This window comes from Micromonospora sp. USAFONa4 (assembly GCF_057197825.1).
Window position 1 is genome coordinate 51,790 of sequence record NZ_CM170072.1, and the last position, 16,662, is coordinate 68,451.

The 16,662-nt window shown below is 72.6% G+C and carries 12 protein-coding genes; 3 read left to right on the top strand and 9 right to left on the bottom strand.

Annotated elements, in window-relative coordinates; genetic code table 11:
- Positions 1-328: 328 nt before the first annotated feature.
- Together AC0OO9_RS00170 and AC0OO9_RS00175 are read left to right on the top strand one after the other, a co-directional pair.
- Entirely contained in the window at positions 329-964 is a 636-nt protein-coding gene (locus AC0OO9_RS00170; protein WP_484514567.1) for a winged helix-turn-helix domain-containing protein, read from the top strand.
- 231 nt (positions 965-1,195) lie between these two features.
- Positions 1,196-2,410 (top strand): hypothetical protein, encoded by a 1,215-nt coding sequence (locus AC0OO9_RS00175; protein ID WP_484514569.1) that lies wholly within the window; start codon positions 1,196-1,198, stop codon positions 2,408-2,410.
- 132 nt (positions 2,411-2,542) lie between these two features.
- Here AC0OO9_RS00175 and AC0OO9_RS00180 read toward each other — a convergent pair whose 3' ends face one another.
- Positions 2,543-6,925 (bottom strand): S8 family serine peptidase, encoded by a 4,383-nt coding sequence (locus AC0OO9_RS00180; RefSeq protein ID WP_484514571.1) that lies wholly within the window; start codon positions 6,923-6,925, stop codon positions 2,543-2,545.
- 357 nt (positions 6,926-7,282) lie between these two features.
- Here AC0OO9_RS00180 and AC0OO9_RS00185 point away from each other — a divergent pair, with 357 nt between their 5' ends.
- Positions 7,283-7,762, top strand: a complete 480-nt coding sequence (locus AC0OO9_RS00185) for a winged helix-turn-helix domain-containing protein (RefSeq protein ID WP_484514573.1) — start codon at positions 7,283-7,285, stop codon at positions 7,760-7,762.
- On the opposite strand, the gene AC0OO9_RS00190 is transcribed toward AC0OO9_RS00185, so the two are convergent.
- The 8 genes from AC0OO9_RS00190 to AC0OO9_RS00225 all read right to left on the bottom strand — a co-directional run bounded on the left by AC0OO9_RS00190 (position 7,754) and on the right by AC0OO9_RS00225 (position 16,324).
- Entirely contained in the window at positions 7,754-8,521 is a 768-nt protein-coding gene (locus tag AC0OO9_RS00190) for a YqjF family protein (RefSeq protein WP_484514574.1), read from the bottom strand. The two genes, AC0OO9_RS00185 and AC0OO9_RS00190, sit on opposite strands and share 9 nt — an antisense overlap.
- A gap of 95 nt (positions 8,522-8,616) precedes the next feature.
- Entirely contained in the window at positions 8,617-10,473 is a 1,857-nt protein-coding gene (locus AC0OO9_RS00195; protein WP_484514576.1) for an ABC transporter ATP-binding protein, read from the bottom strand.
- Positions 10,470-12,176 (bottom strand): ABC transporter transmembrane domain-containing protein, encoded by a 1,707-nt coding sequence (locus tag AC0OO9_RS00200; RefSeq protein ID WP_484514577.1) that lies wholly within the window; start codon positions 12,174-12,176, stop codon positions 10,470-10,472. Before AC0OO9_RS00200 ends, AC0OO9_RS00195 begins: the two co-directional genes overlap by 4 nt.
- A gap of 5 nt (positions 12,177-12,181) precedes the next feature.
- The gene (locus tag AC0OO9_RS00205) at positions 12,182-12,328 is read right to left on the bottom strand and encodes a hypothetical protein (protein WP_484514578.1); all 147 of its coding nucleotides are present in this window, start codon (positions 12,326-12,328) and stop codon (positions 12,182-12,184) included.
- 42 nt (positions 12,329-12,370) lie between these two features.
- Positions 12,371-13,228, bottom strand: a complete 858-nt coding sequence (locus tag AC0OO9_RS00210) for an ABC transporter ATP-binding protein (RefSeq protein WP_484514580.1) — start codon at positions 13,226-13,228, stop codon at positions 12,371-12,373.
- Positions 13,225-14,259 (bottom strand): FecCD family ABC transporter permease, encoded by a 1,035-nt coding sequence (locus tag AC0OO9_RS00215; RefSeq protein WP_484514582.1) that lies wholly within the window; start codon positions 14,257-14,259, stop codon positions 13,225-13,227. Before AC0OO9_RS00215 ends, AC0OO9_RS00210 begins: the two co-directional genes overlap by 4 nt.
- Positions 14,256-15,299 carry a FecCD family ABC transporter permease gene (locus AC0OO9_RS00220; protein ID WP_484514584.1) on the bottom strand — a complete coding sequence of 348 codons (1,044 nt, stop codon included), beginning with the start codon at positions 15,297-15,299 and terminating at the stop codon, positions 14,256-14,258. Before AC0OO9_RS00220 ends, AC0OO9_RS00215 begins: the two co-directional genes overlap by 4 nt.
- The gene (locus tag AC0OO9_RS00225) at positions 15,296-16,324 is read right to left on the bottom strand and encodes an iron-siderophore ABC transporter substrate-binding protein (protein ID WP_484514585.1); all 1,029 of its coding nucleotides are present in this window, start codon (positions 16,322-16,324) and stop codon (positions 15,296-15,298) included. The genes AC0OO9_RS00220 and AC0OO9_RS00225 overlap by 4 nt, the downstream gene beginning before the upstream one ends.
- Positions 16,325-16,662 lie beyond the last annotated feature (338 nt).

The following is a 16,662-nucleotide window of genomic DNA, read 5'->3' on the forward strand; positions in this document are numbered from 1 at the left end:
CAGCGTGACAGGAGTGCCGAAAACGCCGGCGGCGCCGGCCGAGGCGTGACGATTCGCCGGACCGACGTGGGGTTTCCGGTCGCACCTGCCGGGCCATTGCCGGGTCGCCGAAACCGCATGCCCGAAGTACACATCGCGCCGAACAGGGTCAAGCCCCCATGAAGGGCCACGACCCGACTCGGCCCGCCGAATGCAGTCAATTTATCGACGCCTACGCGTCACCGTTTTTAACCGAAGCGAGACGAGCCACCACTAGGGTCAGTGCACCTATTGATCGGCGTCGTGGCTGAATTTTCCCCGGGTGGGTGGGGAACCGGAAGGGGTGGGAATGAGGGGGGTGGCTCCGCTGGTCATCGGCATCGCCTCCTCGCCGGCCGAACGCAGGCAGCTCGCGCGTCTGCTCGGTGGGACCGAGGCGTTCCTGATCGTCTCGAGCGTCGACCAGGCGCGCACGTTCCTCGGCGTGCCCGGCACACCGGTGCTGCCGCCCGGGCCCGTCGTGACGGCCCGACGCGCCGCGACGGCCGAACCGGTGGTGACGGCCGGGCCAGTGGCAGCCGAACCCGTCGTGACGGCCGAACCGGTCGCGACGGCTGGAGCAGTGGCAGTCGGACCGGTCGTGACGGCCGAACCGGTCGCGACGGCCGAGCCCGGGCTGGGCGTCGGGGCACCGCCGCCGGCCGATCTGAGCGTCGACTCCGATCGACGGATGCTGCGCTGGCTGGACCGCGAGGTCGAGTTGACCCGCCTGGAGCACGACTTCCTGCGGTGCCTGGTCGGCGCGCCCGGGCAGGTCTGGACCTACGAGCGGCTGCACCTCGAGGTCTGGGGCAACGTGCACCTCGGGCGGGGCTCCGACATGCACTCGGTGGTGCGCAGGGTGCGGCGCAAGCTCGCCCGGCTCGACGCCTCGGCGTCGATCCACGCCGTCCGCGGCGTCGGCTTCCGCCTCGCGCCGATCTGACCTGCCAGATCATGCTCGCTACCACCGTGGGGTCCCGCTGCGTCGGCCCCGATGACGGCAACCCGATCGATGTCGACATACGGACATCGCCGCAGAGAGGTTCCTGTCACGCTCTGGACCATCGCCCGCCGGCGCCGTCGACAGACAGCGCCGGCGGGCGTGCGATCCCGTCTGCGAACAGGAGTCCCATCCATGCTGAGATCAAGACGACGAACGCGGGTACTCGCCGCCGTGGTCCTGGCCATCGCCGCCGCCCAGCCCGGGGTGGCGCGCCCCGCACTCGCGTCGACCACGGCGGGTCCGGTGTCAACCGCTTCGGCGTGGCATTTCGAGGACCTCGGCGCTCCGGTTCCGAACCTGGGATATGCCAGGGTGGTCGGGGCGGTCAGCCTTCAAGACGGCCCGGCAAGCGACCCCCGACCGTACATGTTCAATGTCATCAATGATGCGCTGTGGGTGGTGTCGCCGGTCGCGGGCAGTTGGAGGTGGACCGCGCGCGGCGCACCCCCGGTGAGCCGGATCAGGGGCTCGGTTGGTGTCATCAAGTTCCTGGACCAGTCCACGTCCATCGAGCGTGCCTACGTCTTCGTCCACACCGACGATGGTCACCTGTGGGGTAACTGGTGGGACGGCAGTCGCTGGGCCTGGACCGACATCGGCACGCCCGGCGGCACCACGGTCAGCGCACCGGTCGGTGCGGTCGCGGTACAGACTGCTCCCGGCAGTCAGGCGGTCCCGTACATCTACGTGATCGGCGCCGACGGGCATCTCTGGTGGAGCCGGAAGAACAACACCGGACAATGGACCTGGACGGATCAGGGCGTCCCGGCGGGGGTGACCCTGCACCGCCTCGCCGACCCGGTCGGTGCGGTCAACCTGCGGCTGTCGCCTACCCAGCCCGACCTGCCCCAGGTGTTCGTGCTGGACGTGCAGGGCAATCTCTGGCGCCACGGCTTCGACGGCTTGACCTGGCGCTGGTATGGCCACGGTTCACCGCAGCCCAGCTACAACGCTCACGGCGTTGGTCTGGTCGCTGTCCAGAACGGCCCCAACGCCGCGTCCCGGCCCGAGGCATTCATCGGCGTCAACGGCCAGGTGCTGGAGCTCACCTGGTACAACGACGCATGGACGTGGTCCACCCACTCGGGTTCGGGCACCAACTATGTCCGGCATGCCGGCACAATCGCCGTGCAGGACGGCTGGGACACCCAGCAGCGGCCCTACATCTTCTCCTGCGACCTGGAGGGCGGCCCGCTGCGCACCAACTGGTGGACCGGGGCGCAGTGGGTGTGGTCGGTGCAAGCCGGCACCGACGCCGCCGGACTCGACCCCAGCTGCGGGGATGCCGTGGCCCTGCCGAACAGATTCACCGGCACACGCTACCCCTACGTCTTCTACTGGTCCCGGCAGCAGCCAATGCGACTCATGCTCACATGGTGGGGCTGACCGGCACCCGTCGTCATGCCAGCGCCGTGCCCACAGCCCAGGGCAAGTGACGTTGGAGTACCACGCCCCGATGCGGTCCGGCCCGCCTGGTCGGAAACCAGGCGGGCCGGATCTGTCAGCTGACGGTCGGCGTCAGCAGCGCACGGGAGACAACGCGAAGTCCTCCACCGTGGGGGTGGTGGTGTTGATCCTCGTCTGCCGGGTCTGGGGCTTCCAGCCGTCCTTGGCGACGATCATCGTCAACGGGTTGTTCCGCCGGTCCAGCCAGTAGGCGTACTTGCCCTCGGCGTCCGTGGAGAACGTCCAGGACATCGCCCACGAATCGACCTGGACGGTGGCACCGGGGAGCGGCGAGCTGGCACCCTGGCAGCTCGTCCCGGTGACCGTGCCCGTCAGCTTGCCCCAGGTGGTCGGCTGCAGCACGTTCATCGTGACCGCGACCGGCTCCACCGTGTACGGGGTGTTCTCCTTGATGGCGACCGAGGCGGTGTAGGTGCCGGGCTGGTCCACGTTCGCCGTCATGCCGACGTTGACCGTGACGGCCTCGCCCGGCGCCAGGGTGGCCGCCGTCTTGTCGATCGTCATCCAGCTGACGTCGGCGGTGCTGACGGCGCACTCCTCGAAGCCGGGCAGCGCCTCGCTGTCCCGCGTCGCGGTGAAGCCGCCGGAGGAGCCGCCGACCTTGTAGAAGCCGCACGCCGCGCCGCCGCGGTAGCGCGCCGTGTTGGCGTTCGGCAGGCTCGACCACGAGGAGGTGGCCGGGTCGTAGGCGAAGCCCACGTTGGTGATGGCGCCGCCCTGCGAGCCGCCGACGACCAGGAACTTCCCGTTGGCCACGGCGAACGAGCTGGCCCAGTTGTCGGCCGGCGCGTCGGCGATGGCCGTCCAGGTGTTGGCGCCCGGGTCGAAGGCGTAGCTCGCCTTCTGCGCCGCGGAGCCGTCGTTGCCTCCGGTGCAGTAGACGATGCCGTCGATCCCGCCGCAGGAGAGGAAGGCCACCGACTTCGGGTAGTCCGCCAGGGTCTCCCAGCTGTCGCTGGCCGGGTCGTACCGCACGACGTCGTTCGACATCGGCGTGCAGGACGCCGTGGTGCAGCCACCGACGGCGTACAGCTTGCCGCCCGCGACCGCCTGGCCCGCGGCGGAGCGCGGCGCCGGGTTGTCGGCCTTCTCCGTCCAGGTGTTGGCCGCCGGGTCGTACGACCAGGTGGTGCCGTCCGGGCCGGCCGCCGCCCAGCCGCCGGTCGCGATGATCTTGCCGTCCAGGACGCCCACCGTCATGGCGGTACGCGCGCCGGGCAGATCGGCGATCGCGGTCCAGGTCTGCGCGACCGGGTCGTAGGCGTAGTTCTTCGCCGAGGACGCCGAGCCGGTGCCGCCGGCGATGGAGTACACCTTGCCGCCCAGGTTGACCACCCGGTTGTCCATCACCACGGCCGGGTAGTTGGCGATGTCGGTCCAGGGCGCGGCCTGCGGGCCGGCCTCGGGCGACGCCGCCGCCGTCGACTTGCCGGACGTCTTCGCCGCGAACGAGGTCGGGACCTCGAGCCGCTGCACCGGCGCGCCCTGGGAGCCGAGCACCTCCTGCTTGCTCATCCGGGACCCGTCGGCCCGCAGCAGCTCGAACCCGCCGGGGCGCTCACTGAACTCGACGGAGACCGGGGCCCCGCCGGTGTTCGTCACCGTGAACGGCTTGGTGACCTTGCCGCTGGGCATCCGGGCCGTGCCGGTGACCTGGGCCGGCTTGACCGACAGGCGGCCGGCCGCGAGCTGGAAGTTCGCCGCCGTGGCCCAGTCGGCCTGGACGTCGACCTGCTTGCTCTGGCTGACGTAGTTGCCGGCCCGGGCGGTGAACTTGTGGGTGTCCGTCAGCGTCGAGAACAGCCAGTAGAAGCCGTCCGCCAGCCCCGGGTCGTCCGGGGTCGCCACGGTGGTGGCCTTCTCCGCCGGCCGGTCGTCGCTGGTGACGGTGGCGCCGTTGACGTAGCCGTTGTCGTTCTTGTCGCGGACGTGGCCGAGCACCAGGCCGCCGTCGATCGGCGTGCAGGTGAGCTGGCTGCCGATCAGGACGTTGTCGATCGACCACCACCACTCGTACGAGGCGTCGTAGTAGCGGAACCGGACCCGCGCCTGGGCCTGGCCCGCGGCCTGCGGGATGGCGACCTCGGTCACCTTCGGGCCGCGGACGTCGGCCGCCTGCCGGAGCACGTTGGTCCACGTGGTCCCGCCGTCGAGGCTGAGGTCGACGTCGGCGCGGTCGCTGCCCAGCCAGTTGTAGTCCTGGTTGAACCGGATGACCGGTGCGGTGACGCCGGTCAGGTCGACGACCGGGCTGACGAGCGAGGTGTCCTGCTTGCCGCCGGAGCCGTACTCGTCGCTGTCGACGATCGCGAAGTTGCCGGTGCCGCCGGTCAGGTTGCCCCGGGCGCCGTCGTCCGTGAACTTCCAGACCTGGCCGCTGGCGGCGTGGTCCACCACGGACCAGCCGGCCGGCACGGTGCTGCCGTCGAAGGTCTCGTACTCGCCGTCGGAGCCGAAGCGGTAGCCGGGTGCGGTCGTGCAGGCGTTGGTCTGCACCGGCACCGCCACGTTGGCCGTGGCGTTACCCGTGCCGACCACGACCTGCTTGGTCACCGTCTGGTAGCCCGGGTACTGCGACTCGACCTTCAGGTCGTAGGTGGCGCCGGCCGGCAGCTTGAGGCTGTAGCGGCCGTTGACGGGGGTGGTGTAGTCGGACACGCCCGACGGACCCTGCACGGTCACCTTCGCGTAGAGCGGCCAGCCGTGCCCGGAGCCGTCGGTGACGGTTCCGCTGACGGTGACGCTCGGCACCGCCGTCAGCGCCACGTCGACGGTCGTGGTCGCGTTGCGGGCGACCGTGGCCGGCGTGGTCTTCGCCTGGTAGCCGAACGCCGCCACGGCGACCTGGTAGTCGCCGGCCGGGAGCAGGGACGAGTACGTCCCGTCGGCCCCGGTGGTCAGCTCGCGGTCAGCCGCGCCGGTCAGGGTCACCGTCGCGCCGGCGATCGGGGCGCCGGTGGTCGCGTCCGTGACCTTGCCGGCCAGGGTGCCGGTGTCGCCGATCGGGGCGGCGCCGAGCAGCGCGAGCGCGTCCAGGCGGCCCTCGCCGAACACGTTGTTGTCGTCGGTGGTGCCGCCGCACTGGGTGTCGGCCTTGTCGATCGCCGAGTTGTCCAGCAGCGCGCGGGTGGCGTTGACGTCGCCGACGAGCGCCGGTGCGGCGGACCACAGCAGCGCGATCGCGCCCGCGAGGTGCGGGGCGGCCATCGAGGTGCCGTTGTAGCTGGCGTAGCCGCCGCCCGGAATGCTCGACCGGACGTTCACGCCGGGCGCCGCGATGTTGGGCTTGATCTCGCCGTTCTGGCCCGCGCCGCGGGAGGAGAAGCTGGCGATGTTGTTGTTGACGTCGTAGGCGCCGGCGGAGTAGTTGCTGACCAGGCTGCCCGGTGAGCCGCTGGTCTGGCAGGCCGATCCGCTGTTGCCGTTGGACCAGACGCCGAAGATGCCCGACGCGGTCCAGGCCAGCGTCACGTCCTCCATGAACGGGTCATTGGAGGGCAGCGTGGTTCCCCACGAGTTGTTGATGATGTTCGGGCGCTTGCTCGCGTCCGGGTTCTGGCCGTTGAGGTCCGTCGGCTCGAGCATCCACTGGCCGGAGGTGACCAGCGCCGCGTCGCTCGGGCAGCAGCCGTTGGCCGCGATCCACTTCACGTCGGGTGCGACGCCGATCTGGTTCGCGCCGGCGGAGCCGGCCATCGTGCCCATCGTGTGCGTGCCGTGGCCGTTGGTGTCACAGGGCGCGGCGCACGAGCCGGTGGCGCGGTACCAGTTGTAGTTGTGGTCGAACGTGCCGTCGCCGTTGTTGCCCCGGTAGGAGTTCACCAGCGCGGGGTGGTCGAACTGGACCCCGGTGTCGATGTTCGCCACCGTGATGCCGGCGCCCTTGGCACCGTACTGGGACCAGACGTCGTCGGCGTTGATGTTCGCGATGCCCCACTCGAGGGCGTTCACCGTCTTCTCGTCGGTGCCCTCGGTGACCTCGGGCACCTTGTAGGCGACCGGGGCGTACAGGCCCTCGACCTCGGCGTGCGCGGCGAAGCTCTGCGCCATCGTCAGGGAACCGCCGCTGACCTTGATCGCGTTGGTCGCCCAGAAGGTCTCGTACTTCGTGCCCGTGCCGTCGAGCTCGGCCCGGATCTTGGACTGGCTGTCGGCGGCGGTCTTCTTCAGGGCGTCGGCGACGGCGGTACCGCGCTTGGCCCAGTCCTTGATGGCGGCGGCCTGGCTGAGGTCCGCCTTGTCCTTGAAGCGGATCCAGAAGTCGCCCTCCGTCTTGCCCTGGAGTGCCTTCGTGAGCTCCGGCCGGATCTTGTCGGACGGGGAGGCCTGTGCGCCTGACCCTGTCGCGGCCAGGCTTGTCGCGGCGAGGATCATCGCCGCGCCGGCGCTGACCAGTGATCTGGCCCAGCGCCTCGTGGGTGGACGTGTGAACATTCGGTGGTGCCTCCTCCAGAACGACCCAGAGTGGAACGAGCCATGATGGAGGGTGCAGGGGCTCGTCTCCGTTCGGATGAGCGGGATCCGGCCCCTCCATGCCCCCCAAGGCACCGCGCGGGTCACGCCGGCTGCCCGTCTGGACACTATGATCGACAAGAATGGACGATCAAGAACTTGCCGTGAGCAATTTGTCACTAGCCGTTGGCCGGCGAATGGGGAGCCTGCCAATGATTGTCACGGTCCTGACGAAAATGGGCAGAGGCTGTCCATAGTTTCCGGGTGGGTGCTGTGGGGGCACGCGACGAAAGCACTGCGCCGGGCGGACCAGATCCGGCCGACGAACCATTTCCGCTGGTGATCGCGGTGACGCCGTCGGCGGCCGAGCGGATACGACTCGCAGAACGGCTGGAGGGGGTCGCGCCGCTGCTGCTGGTCGCCGACCTCGACGAGCTGCGCCGGCTGATCGCGGCCCCGCCGGGGCCCGCCCCGACGCCGTCCGCGCGCCCGTCGACCGCCGACGACGACGCGCTGCTTATCGACTCGGCCCGGTCGACCGCCCGCAGCCGGGGCCGCGAGATCGGCCTGACGCGCCTCGAGCACGACCTGCTGGCCTGCCTGACCACCGAGCCGATCCGGGTGTGGAGCTACGCCGAGCTGCACCGCTCGGTCTGGCGTGACGAGGGCCGGGAACGCAGGGCGGACGTGCAGTCCCTGGTCAAGCGGCTGCGCCGCAAGCTCCACGAACTCGGCACCGGGGTGGCCATCGACGCGGTGCGCGGCGTCGGGTTCCGGCTGACCGACCATCAGCAGCCGAAGGTCAGCGGTTCAGGATGACTGCCTGACTTGGGCAGCCCGGGCCCGCCCCCGCGCGACCGGCGGACCGAACCGGACCGGGACGCCGGGGGAATACAGCACGCTCACCGGCGCCCCGGCGGGCGGCGGCAGCCCGGCGGCGGCCACCAGGTCGTCGTCCAGGTGCAACAGTTCCGCCCGGTGCAACGGCCAGCGGGGATGCCAGTTCGGCAGGTGCAGCGTCCGCCCGTACGCCCGGGTGTGCAGCCCCCAACGGGCGGTGACGAAGTGCTCCAGCGGGGTCGGCTCGGCGACCGGCTCCCCCACCCGCACCACCATGCGGCTCGTCGCGCCCACCGGGCCGGGCCAGCGGCGCCGGCACCGGTAGGTGTAGCGGTCGCCGTCCCGGTCCAGCCGCATCGCCGACCACATGTACGGCAGTCCCAGGGTCACCCGGGCGACCAGCACCGGGACCAGCCGCGACGCGTCGAGTGAACGGAACACCACGGCGCGCCGGCCGGTGTCGTCCACCGAGTAGAGCCGGACATTGGTCTCCCAGAAGCTGCCGAAGTACGGGATCCCCGGCCCTCGGCCGAGACCCAGCCCCACCATCCGGAAGCCGATCAGACCGACGTGGCTGACCCCGTCGAGGGTGTCGGGGCGGGTGCCCTCGGGCAGCAGCGGCGCGACGAGTTCCGGCGCGACCGCCCAGTGCAGGAACGTCAGGTCTTCCCAGCGCTGCCGCAGGATCCCCCGCCGGAACGCCTGCTCGGGCGCGGCGTCGACCGGCTCGATGTGCACGTACCCCATCCTGCCCCGCCGGGGGCGGGCGGCGTCGCCCGGGGCCATGCCCGGCCCGCCGCCCCGGGGCCGCCGCCGGCGACCCGCGCGGCCGGTCAACGGTGAGCGGCGGCCTCCTCGCCCTCGCGCCCCCTGGGGAGGGCCAGATCGGGCGTGCTCCAGGACCGCCACAGACGGCTGTACCCGCCCCCGGCCGCCAGCAACTGCTCGTGCGTGCCGTGCTCGACGACGCGCCCGTGCTCCAGGACGACGACGCGGTCCGCGGTGGCCGCCTGGCTGAGGCGGTGGGCGACGATCAGCGTGGTACGGCCCTCGGTGGCCGCCGTGGCGGCGCGGTCGAGGTCACGCGCGCCCGCGCTGCCGGCCTCCGCGGTGGCCTCGTCGAGGATCGCGACGGCGGGGTCGGCGAGGACGAGGCGGGCCAGGGCGAGCTGCTGGGCCTGGGCGGCGGTGACGTGCCGCCCGCCCTCCCCCACGCACGTGTCGAGGCCGTCGGGCAGGGTGCGGAGCCAGTCGGCGACGCCCACGAGCTCGAGCGCGGCGGTGATCTCGGCGTCGGTGGCGTCCGGGTCGGCGAGGCGCAGGTCGTCGCCGAGCGTCCCGGCGAAGACGTGCACCTCCTGGCTGATCAGCGCGATCTCGCGCCGGACGCGGTGCTCGTCCAGGCGGGTCAGCGGCACGCCGCGCAAGCGGACCGCGCCGCTGGTGGGCGCGATGATTCCGGCGGCGACGCCAGCGAGCGTGCTCTTGCCCGCGCCGCTCGCGCCGACGAGGGCGACGCGTTCCCCCGGTGCGAGACGGAGGGCGACGTCCCGCAGCACGACGGGTCCGTCGTCGTAGCAGTGCCGGTCGACGAGCACCTCCAGCGCCGCGGGTCCGGGCGCGCCCGTCCCGGGCTGTTCCGCACGGGCGGGCCCGGAGTCGTCGGGCGCAGCGGTGTCGGGCAGCGCGGTGACGCCGACGAGCCGGGCGAGGCTCGCCCCGGCCTGGAGCACCGCGTCGGCCTGGAAGAGCAGCAGGCCGATCGGGTTGAACAGGCGGTGGAAGTAGAGGGCGGCGGTGGTCGCCGCCCCCACGGTCGCCAGGTCGTCGCGCACCAGCAGGAAGCCGGCGAGCAGGACGGCGGCGAGGCCGACGAACTCCGACCGGTTCATCCGCAGCCCGAACCGGGTGTGCAGGTTGAAGATCTCCAACGAAAGGTCGCGGGCGGCGGCGGAGCGGTCGGCGATCCCGCCGACGTGCGCGTCCTCCAGCCGGTAGGCGCGCACGGTCGCCGCGCCGCGCAGCGCCCCGGCCATCGCCTGCGTCCGCTCGCCCGTCGCGACCCGCTCGCGCGCGTAGTACGGGATGGACCGCCTCAGGTACCAGCGCAGCGCCAACCCGTACGCGGGGGCCGCTGCCAGCCCGGCGAGGCCGAGGCGCCAGTCCAGCGCGAAGAGCCCCAACGCGGTCAGCACGATGGACAGCAGCGCGCCGAGGAAGGCGGGTCCGCTGGTGGCGATCACGTTCGTCACCACGGCCACGTCGTCGCCGGCGCGGGCCACCAGGTCCCCGGTCCCGGCCCGCTCCAGCGTGGCCGACGGCAGGTGCAGGGCGCGGTCGAGGACCCGCTCCCGCAGCCGCGCCAGCACGGTCTCGCCGAGGCGTGCGGTGAGCGCGGCGCCGACCGCGGTGAGGACGCCGGCGAGCACCGCGGCACCCGCGATCACCCCCGCCCAGGCCACGATGCGGGGCGTGTCGGATCCGGCGATGACGTCGTCGACGAGGCGGCCGAGCACCCAGGGGGCGACCAACCCGGCCGCCGCCGCGGCGACCAGCAACGTGCCGGCGGCGGCGCTGAGCCCGGGCAGCCGGGCGAACTCGACCCGGAGGGCGGTCCAGGTCTGCCGCGCGGTGGCCGTGGGCAGCAGCTGCCTGGTCCGCACGCCGGGCGTGCTCGGCTCGTCGGTCATCGCAGGACCTCCTCCCGGTAGCGGGCGTCGCTGGCGAGCAGGTGCTCGTGCGGTCCCTCGGCGACGACCCGCCCGCGGTCGATCACGACCACCCGGTGCGTGCTGCGCAGCAGGACCGGGCTGTTGGTGATCAGCACCGTGCCGCGGGCCGCCGCCGCGCGGGCCGAGGTGAGCCCCTCGGCGAGCAGCGCCTCGGTCACCGCGTCGACCGCCGTGGTGGGGTTGTGCAGCACCAGCACCGGCGGATCGGCGACGAGCGCCCTGGCCAGCCCGATCCGCTGCCGCTGCCCGCCGGAGAGGTTGGCGCCCCGCTCGGTGAGCAGCCGGTCGAGGCCGTGCGGGTGGGCGGCGAGCACGTCCTCGGCCGCCGCGGCGCGTACGGCGGCGCGCAGGACGGCCTCGTCGGCGTCGGCGCCGGCGGCGAGGTTGGCGCGCAGCGTCCCCTCGAACAACGCCACGTCGTGCTGCTCGACCAGGAGGATGCCGCGTACGGCGTCGACGTGCAGGTCCTCGGCGGGCACGCCGTCGACGTACAGCGTGCCCCGGTAGTCCTCCCGGGGCACGCGGCCGGAGAGCAGCGTCACCAGCGCCTCGGCCTCGCTCGGGTCGTGGGCGAGCACACCCAGGACCTCACCGGCGCCGACCCGCAGGCACAGCCCGTCGAGTCCGGCGTACCCGACCGTGTCCAGGGTGAGCCGCGCCGGGGCCGGGGCGGGTGCTCCGGCGGTACCCGGCCGGGTGAGCGGCTCGGCGCCGAGGACCCGGGCGACCCGCCCGGCGCTGGCGCGGGCCATGGCGAACAGCTGCACGGACCAGCCCAGCGTCTGCACGGGCTCGGCGACGAACTGGGCCAGCCCGACGACGGCGACGAGTTCGCCGACGGTGAGCCGGCCCTGGATCGCGAGCCAGCCGGCGACCCCGGCGACCGCCGCGAGGAAGAGGCCGTTGACGGTGGTGGTGAGCCCGAGGTGCAGGCCCTTGGTGGTGGCGGCGCGCAGGGTGACGTCGAGGGCGTGGCGGCTGGCGGCCGCGTACCGGCGGGCGGCGTGGTCCTGCGCGCCGATGCCGCGCAGCACGCGCAGGCCGGTGACGAGGTCGACGGCGAGCGAGGTCGTGGCGGCGAGGGCCTCCTGCTGCGCGGCGCTGCGCCGGCTGAGCAGCGGCGCCATCCGTTGCAGGGCGACGACCACCAGCGGCACGCCGACGAGCACGCCCAGCCCGAGGGGGACGTCGACGACGAGCAGCGCGGCGGCGGAGACCGCGATGGCGGTGAGCGCGGCGGCGCAGAGCCCCGCGACCCGTACGACGAGCGCGGTCAACTCGGCGTCGGAGGCGGTGACGGACAGCAGCTCGCCGTCGCGCATGCCGGAGCGGTTGCCGCGCGGGTCGAGGGCGCTGCGGGCGATCTCGACGCGCAGGAGGTGGGCCTCCTGTTCCAGGGCGGCGTATCCCAGGCGGGCGCCGGTGCGGTAGGCGAAGGCGAGGACGGTGAACAGGACGGCGAGACCGGCGAGGGAGAGCAGCAGCGCCCGTACGTCCCCGGTGGCGACCGCGCGGTCGATGATCACGCCGATCGCGACCGGGACGAGGGCCTCGGTGGCCTGGTGGGTGCAGAGCAGTGCGGTGCCGGCCACCACGCGGCCGCGCTGGCGGCGCAGGGCGCGGCGCAGGACCGTCCCGCCGCTGGTCTTCTCGGCTGCCACGGGCGTCAGGCCCCGACGGGCGCGGCGGGGACGCCCGGCCGGCCGGCGGACGGGGCGCCGGAGCCGGTCGGCACGGTGACGTCGGCCCGGGTGGGGTTCAGGGTCCGCACCCCGGGGTCGAAGGCGACCCGGAGAAACGACGATGTGTGCACGAGCTGCGCCCTCCCAGCGATCGAGGGCCAGGTTAGCCTCACCTAATGGCTCCGGTGAACGGGGGCTCGGCGACCGTCCGGCGCGCCGGGGCCCGGGCTGGTCGCCACGTGGTGGCGGCCGATCGGCAGCATCAGCGGCTTCTGCGATGTCGGATCGACGATCACCTGGCTTTCGAGGCCGAACACCGCGCGGACGCACTCCCGCGTCAGGACCCGCGCCGGCTCCCCCGCGGCGTGCAGCCTGCCGGCGGCCAGCGCGATGAGGTGGTCCGCGTACCGGGCGGCGAGGTTGAGGTCGTGCAGCACCATGACGATCGTCGTGCCGCGCGTCAGGTTGAGGTCGGTGAGCAGGTCGAGGACCTCGACCTGATGGCTGACGTCCAGGAACGTCGTCGGTTCGTCGAGCAGCAACAGGTCCGTCTGCTGGGCCAGGGCCATCGCGATCCAGACCCGTTGCCGCTGGCCGCCGGAGAGCTCGTCGACCGGGCGGTCGGCGAGGTCCGCCGTCTGCGTCGCGTCCAGGGCCGCCGCCACGGCGGCGTCGTCCTCCCGGCTCCAGCGCGAGAACACACGCTGGTGCGGGTTGCGGCCACGACCGACGAGGTCGGCCACGGTGATCCCCTCGGGCGCCGTCGGCGACTGGGGAAGCAGGCCGAGGGTACGGGCCAGTTGCCTGGCCGGCAGCCGGTGCACCTGCTCGCCGTCGAGCAGGACGTGGCCGGCGCGGGGCGCCAGCAGGCGTGACATCGACCGCAGCAGGGTCGACTTGCCGCACGCGTTCGCGCCGACGATCGCCGTGATCTTCCCGGGCGGCACGAGGAGGTCGAGCGAGTCGATGACGACGCGGTCGGCGTAGCCGAGCGTCAGGCTCTCGACCACGAGCGTGTGGGTGGTGGTCACAGCGAGCCTCCCGCGCGGTTCGTACGGATGAGCAGGTAGATGAGGTAGGGGGCGCCGAGCACGCCGGTGACGACACCCACGGGGAAGCGCGTGTCGAAGGCGAACTGACCGGCGAAGTCCGCGACGAGCACCAGCAGGGCGCCGACGAGGGCGGAGGGCAGCAGCAGCGAGCCGGCCGGGCCGACGATCCGGGCGGCGATCGGCCCGGAGAGGAAGGCGACGAAGGCGATCGGCCCGGTCGCCGCCGTGGCGAAGGCGATGAGACCGACGGCCGCGACGATGACCAGGATCCGGGTGCGCTCCAGGCGTACGCCGAGCGCCGCCGCGGTGTCGTCGCCCAGCTGCATCATGGAGAGGTTGCGGGCCTGACCCAGCAGCACCGGCGCCAGAACGGCCACGGCGACCGCCACCGGGACGGTCTCCGCCCAGGTGGCGCCGTTGAGGCTGCCGGTCAGCCAGCGCATCGCCTCCTGCAGGTCCCATTCGGCGGCCTGGGTCAGGACGTACGCGGTGATGCTGTCGAGCATCGCGGCGATGCCGATGCCGATCAGGACGAGGCGGGTGCCCGCGACGCCGTCCTTGAACGACAGCGTGTAGACGACCAGCGCCACGGCCAGCCCGACGACGATCGCGAAGGCGGACACCCCGGCCTCCCCGAGGTGCAGCGTCACGATCGCGAAGGCGGCCGCGGCGCTCGCTCCGGAGCTGATGCCGATGATGTCGGGGCTGGCCAACGGGTTGCGCAGCATCGTCTGGAAGGTGACGCCGCCGAGCCCGAAGCAGGCCCCGGCCAGGATCGCGAGGACCGCCCGGGGCAGGCGGAGCGTGCCCACCGTGAAGGAGGCCCCGGGGACGTCCTCGCCGGCGATCACCGCCAGCACGTCCGCCGGCGGATAGAAGGTGCGCCCCGCCATCAGCGAGACGGCGAACGCGGCGACGACGAGGACGGCCAGCACGACGAGCACGCCGCGTCGCCGGAGCGTACGGCGGACGCGGCCGTGGGCGACGGCCTCGAGAGTCGTGGTGCTCACAGCTCGCGCACTTTCTGCCGGCGGACGATGTAGATGAAGAAGGGGGCGCCGATCAGCGCCGTCACGATGCCCACGTCGATCTCCGCCGGGCGCGCCACCACCCGGCCGACGACGTCCGCGGCGGTCAGCAACGACGCGCCGAGGAGCGCGGAGTACGGCAGCAGCCACCGGTGGTCGAGCCCGACCAGCAGGCGGCACACGTGCGGGACGACCAGGCCGACGAACCCGATGGGTCCGGCGACGGCCGTGGCGGCGCCGCAGAGCAGCACTGCACCGATCGCCGCGACGGCCCGCACGACGGCCACCCGTTCGCCGAGCCCCGCCGCGATTTCGTCGCCGAGAGCGAGCGAGTTCAGGGCCCGGGCCGACAGGAGGCAGATCGCGAAACCGACGGCGAGGAACGGCAGTGCCTGCCGGATGCTGTCGTAGGTCGCACCGCCGACCCCGCCGATCTGCCACGAGCGGAAGCCGCCGGCCACGTCGTTGCGGGGCAGCACGAAGGCGCTGATCAGCGACGCGAGCGCGGCGGACGTGGCGGCACCGGCGAGGGCGAGCTTGAGTGGCGTCGGGCCACCGCGCCCCAGGGAGCCGACGGCGTACACGAAGACGGCCGCGAGGCCGGCGCCGAGGATCGCCGCCCAGAGGTAGCCGGTCGCCGAGGAGAGGCCGAAGGTGACCATCGCGGTGACCACGGCGAGCGACGCCCCCATGTTCACGCCCAGGATGCCGGGGTCGGCCAGCGGGTTGCGGGTCACGCCCTGCATGACCGCACCGGACAGGCCGAGGGCCGCGCCGACGACCACGGCGAGCAGGGTCCGCGGGATCCGCTTGGTGACGGCGGCCTGCTCCATGGTGCCGTCCGCGCCCTGCAACGCGGCGAGGATGTCGGACCATCCGACGGTGCGGGAGCCCAGCGCGACCGACGCCAGCATGAACGCCAGCAGCACCGCGGCCGCGACGAGGAACCACAGCAGCCGTACCCGGGCCGGACGCCGCGCCACGGCGACGTCCGGCAGGGCACGCGGATCGAGCGTGGTCATGACACCTTGTCGGCGGCCTTGGCGAGCATCGCGACGTAGTCGTCCAGCACGAACGGGATGGCCAGCGGGGTCGGGTTCGCCGCGGTGCCCAGCGGCGTGCTGCCGGAGAGCATGACCACCGAGCCGCGCTTGATGGCGGGGATCTTCGACAGCAGCGGGTCGGCCTGCGCGGCGGCGAGCAGCTTGTCGTCACCGTAGGCGACGATGACGTCCACGTCGTCGAAGACCTGGATCTGCTCGGCACTCTGGTCGAGCGTGAACTTGTCGGTGCCGGCGGAGAGCCCGGCGATGCTCGCCGGAGCCTTCATCCCGAGGTCCGCGAAGAACTGGGCCCGGGTGTCGTGCGTCGTGTAGAAGCCGATCTTGCTGAGGTCGGTCGGGTCGACGTGCGTCATGAACATCGCCGACTTCCCTGCCAGTTGCGGGTGCTTCCCGGCGGCGTCGGCCATCTGCTTCTCGATGTCGGCGACCAGCGCGTCGCCCTCCTTGGCCAGGCCGAGGGCCTGGCTCTCCAGCTTGATCGTGTCGCGCCACGCCGTGGCCCAGGGCGCCTTCGGGTAGGCGACCACCGGAGCGATCTTGCTGAGGGTGTCGTAGTCCTGCCGGGTCAGACCCGAGTACGCGGCGAGGATGACGTCGGGCCTGGTGTCCGCGACCGCCTCGAAGTTGATGCCGTCGTTCTCGTCGAACAGCACCGGGGCTGTCCCGCCCAGCGACTTGAGCTTCTCGGCGACCCACGGCAGGACGCCGTCGTTGTCGTCGTCGCCGAAGTTGGCCTTCGCCATCCCCACGGGAACGATGCCGAGAGCCAGCGGAACCTCGTGGTTCGCCCAGGCGACCGTCGCGACCCGCTTCGGCTTCTCCTTGATCGTCGTCGTGCCGAGCGCGTGCGTGATCGTGATGGGGAATGCCGAGGAGCCGCCGTCGGCCGGGGCGTCCTCGGCCTTCGACGAATCGCCGCACGCGGTGAGCGCCAGCGCGGCGGCCAGGGCGACGACTCCGGTGAGGAAGCGGTTTGAACGCATGAAAGTGCACCTCAATGCAGGTAAGGGGAGGCTAACCTAACACACGCTCCAGGGCGGTCTTGATCTACCGCAAGCGCCGCCGGGACCCGCACCCGCAGGCCGCCTCACCTGGGTTACCGGGGCGACGCGGTCCGCGCCGTGGAGCGCGGGCCCGCCGCCCGGCGAGCCCGACGGGCACCGGGCGGACGGGCGCGACCGGGAACACGAACCGAGTCGACGACGGCCGGACGGAGTGCGGGACGACCTCCGGGCCGGGGGCGGGCCTCCGCACCCGGGTCGATCCTCCGCCTTCGATGGCCAGGGGCGGGAGATCAACCGGACCAAGGTCAGGCTAACCT

Bases quoted from the DNA above. Each gene is read 5' to 3' on its own strand.
- AC0OO9_RS00170 (WP_484514567.1), top strand. From the start codon at position 329: ATGAGGGGGGTGGCTCCGCTGGTCATCGGCATCGCCTCCTCGCCGGCC.
- AC0OO9_RS00180 (WP_484514571.1), bottom strand. From the start codon at position 6,925: ATGTTCACACGTCCACCCACGAGGCGCTGGGCCAGATCACTGGTCAGC.
- AC0OO9_RS00195 (WP_484514576.1), bottom strand. From the start codon at position 10,473: ATGACCGACGAGCCGAGCACGCCCGGCGTGCGGACCAGGCAGCTGCTG.
- AC0OO9_RS00220 (WP_484514584.1), bottom strand. From the start codon at position 15,299: ATGACCACGCTCGATCCGCGTGCCCTGCCGGACGTCGCCGTGGCGCGG.
- AC0OO9_RS00225 (WP_484514585.1), bottom strand. From the start codon at position 16,324: ATGCGTTCAAACCGCTTCCTCACCGGAGTCGTCGCCCTGGCCGCCGCG.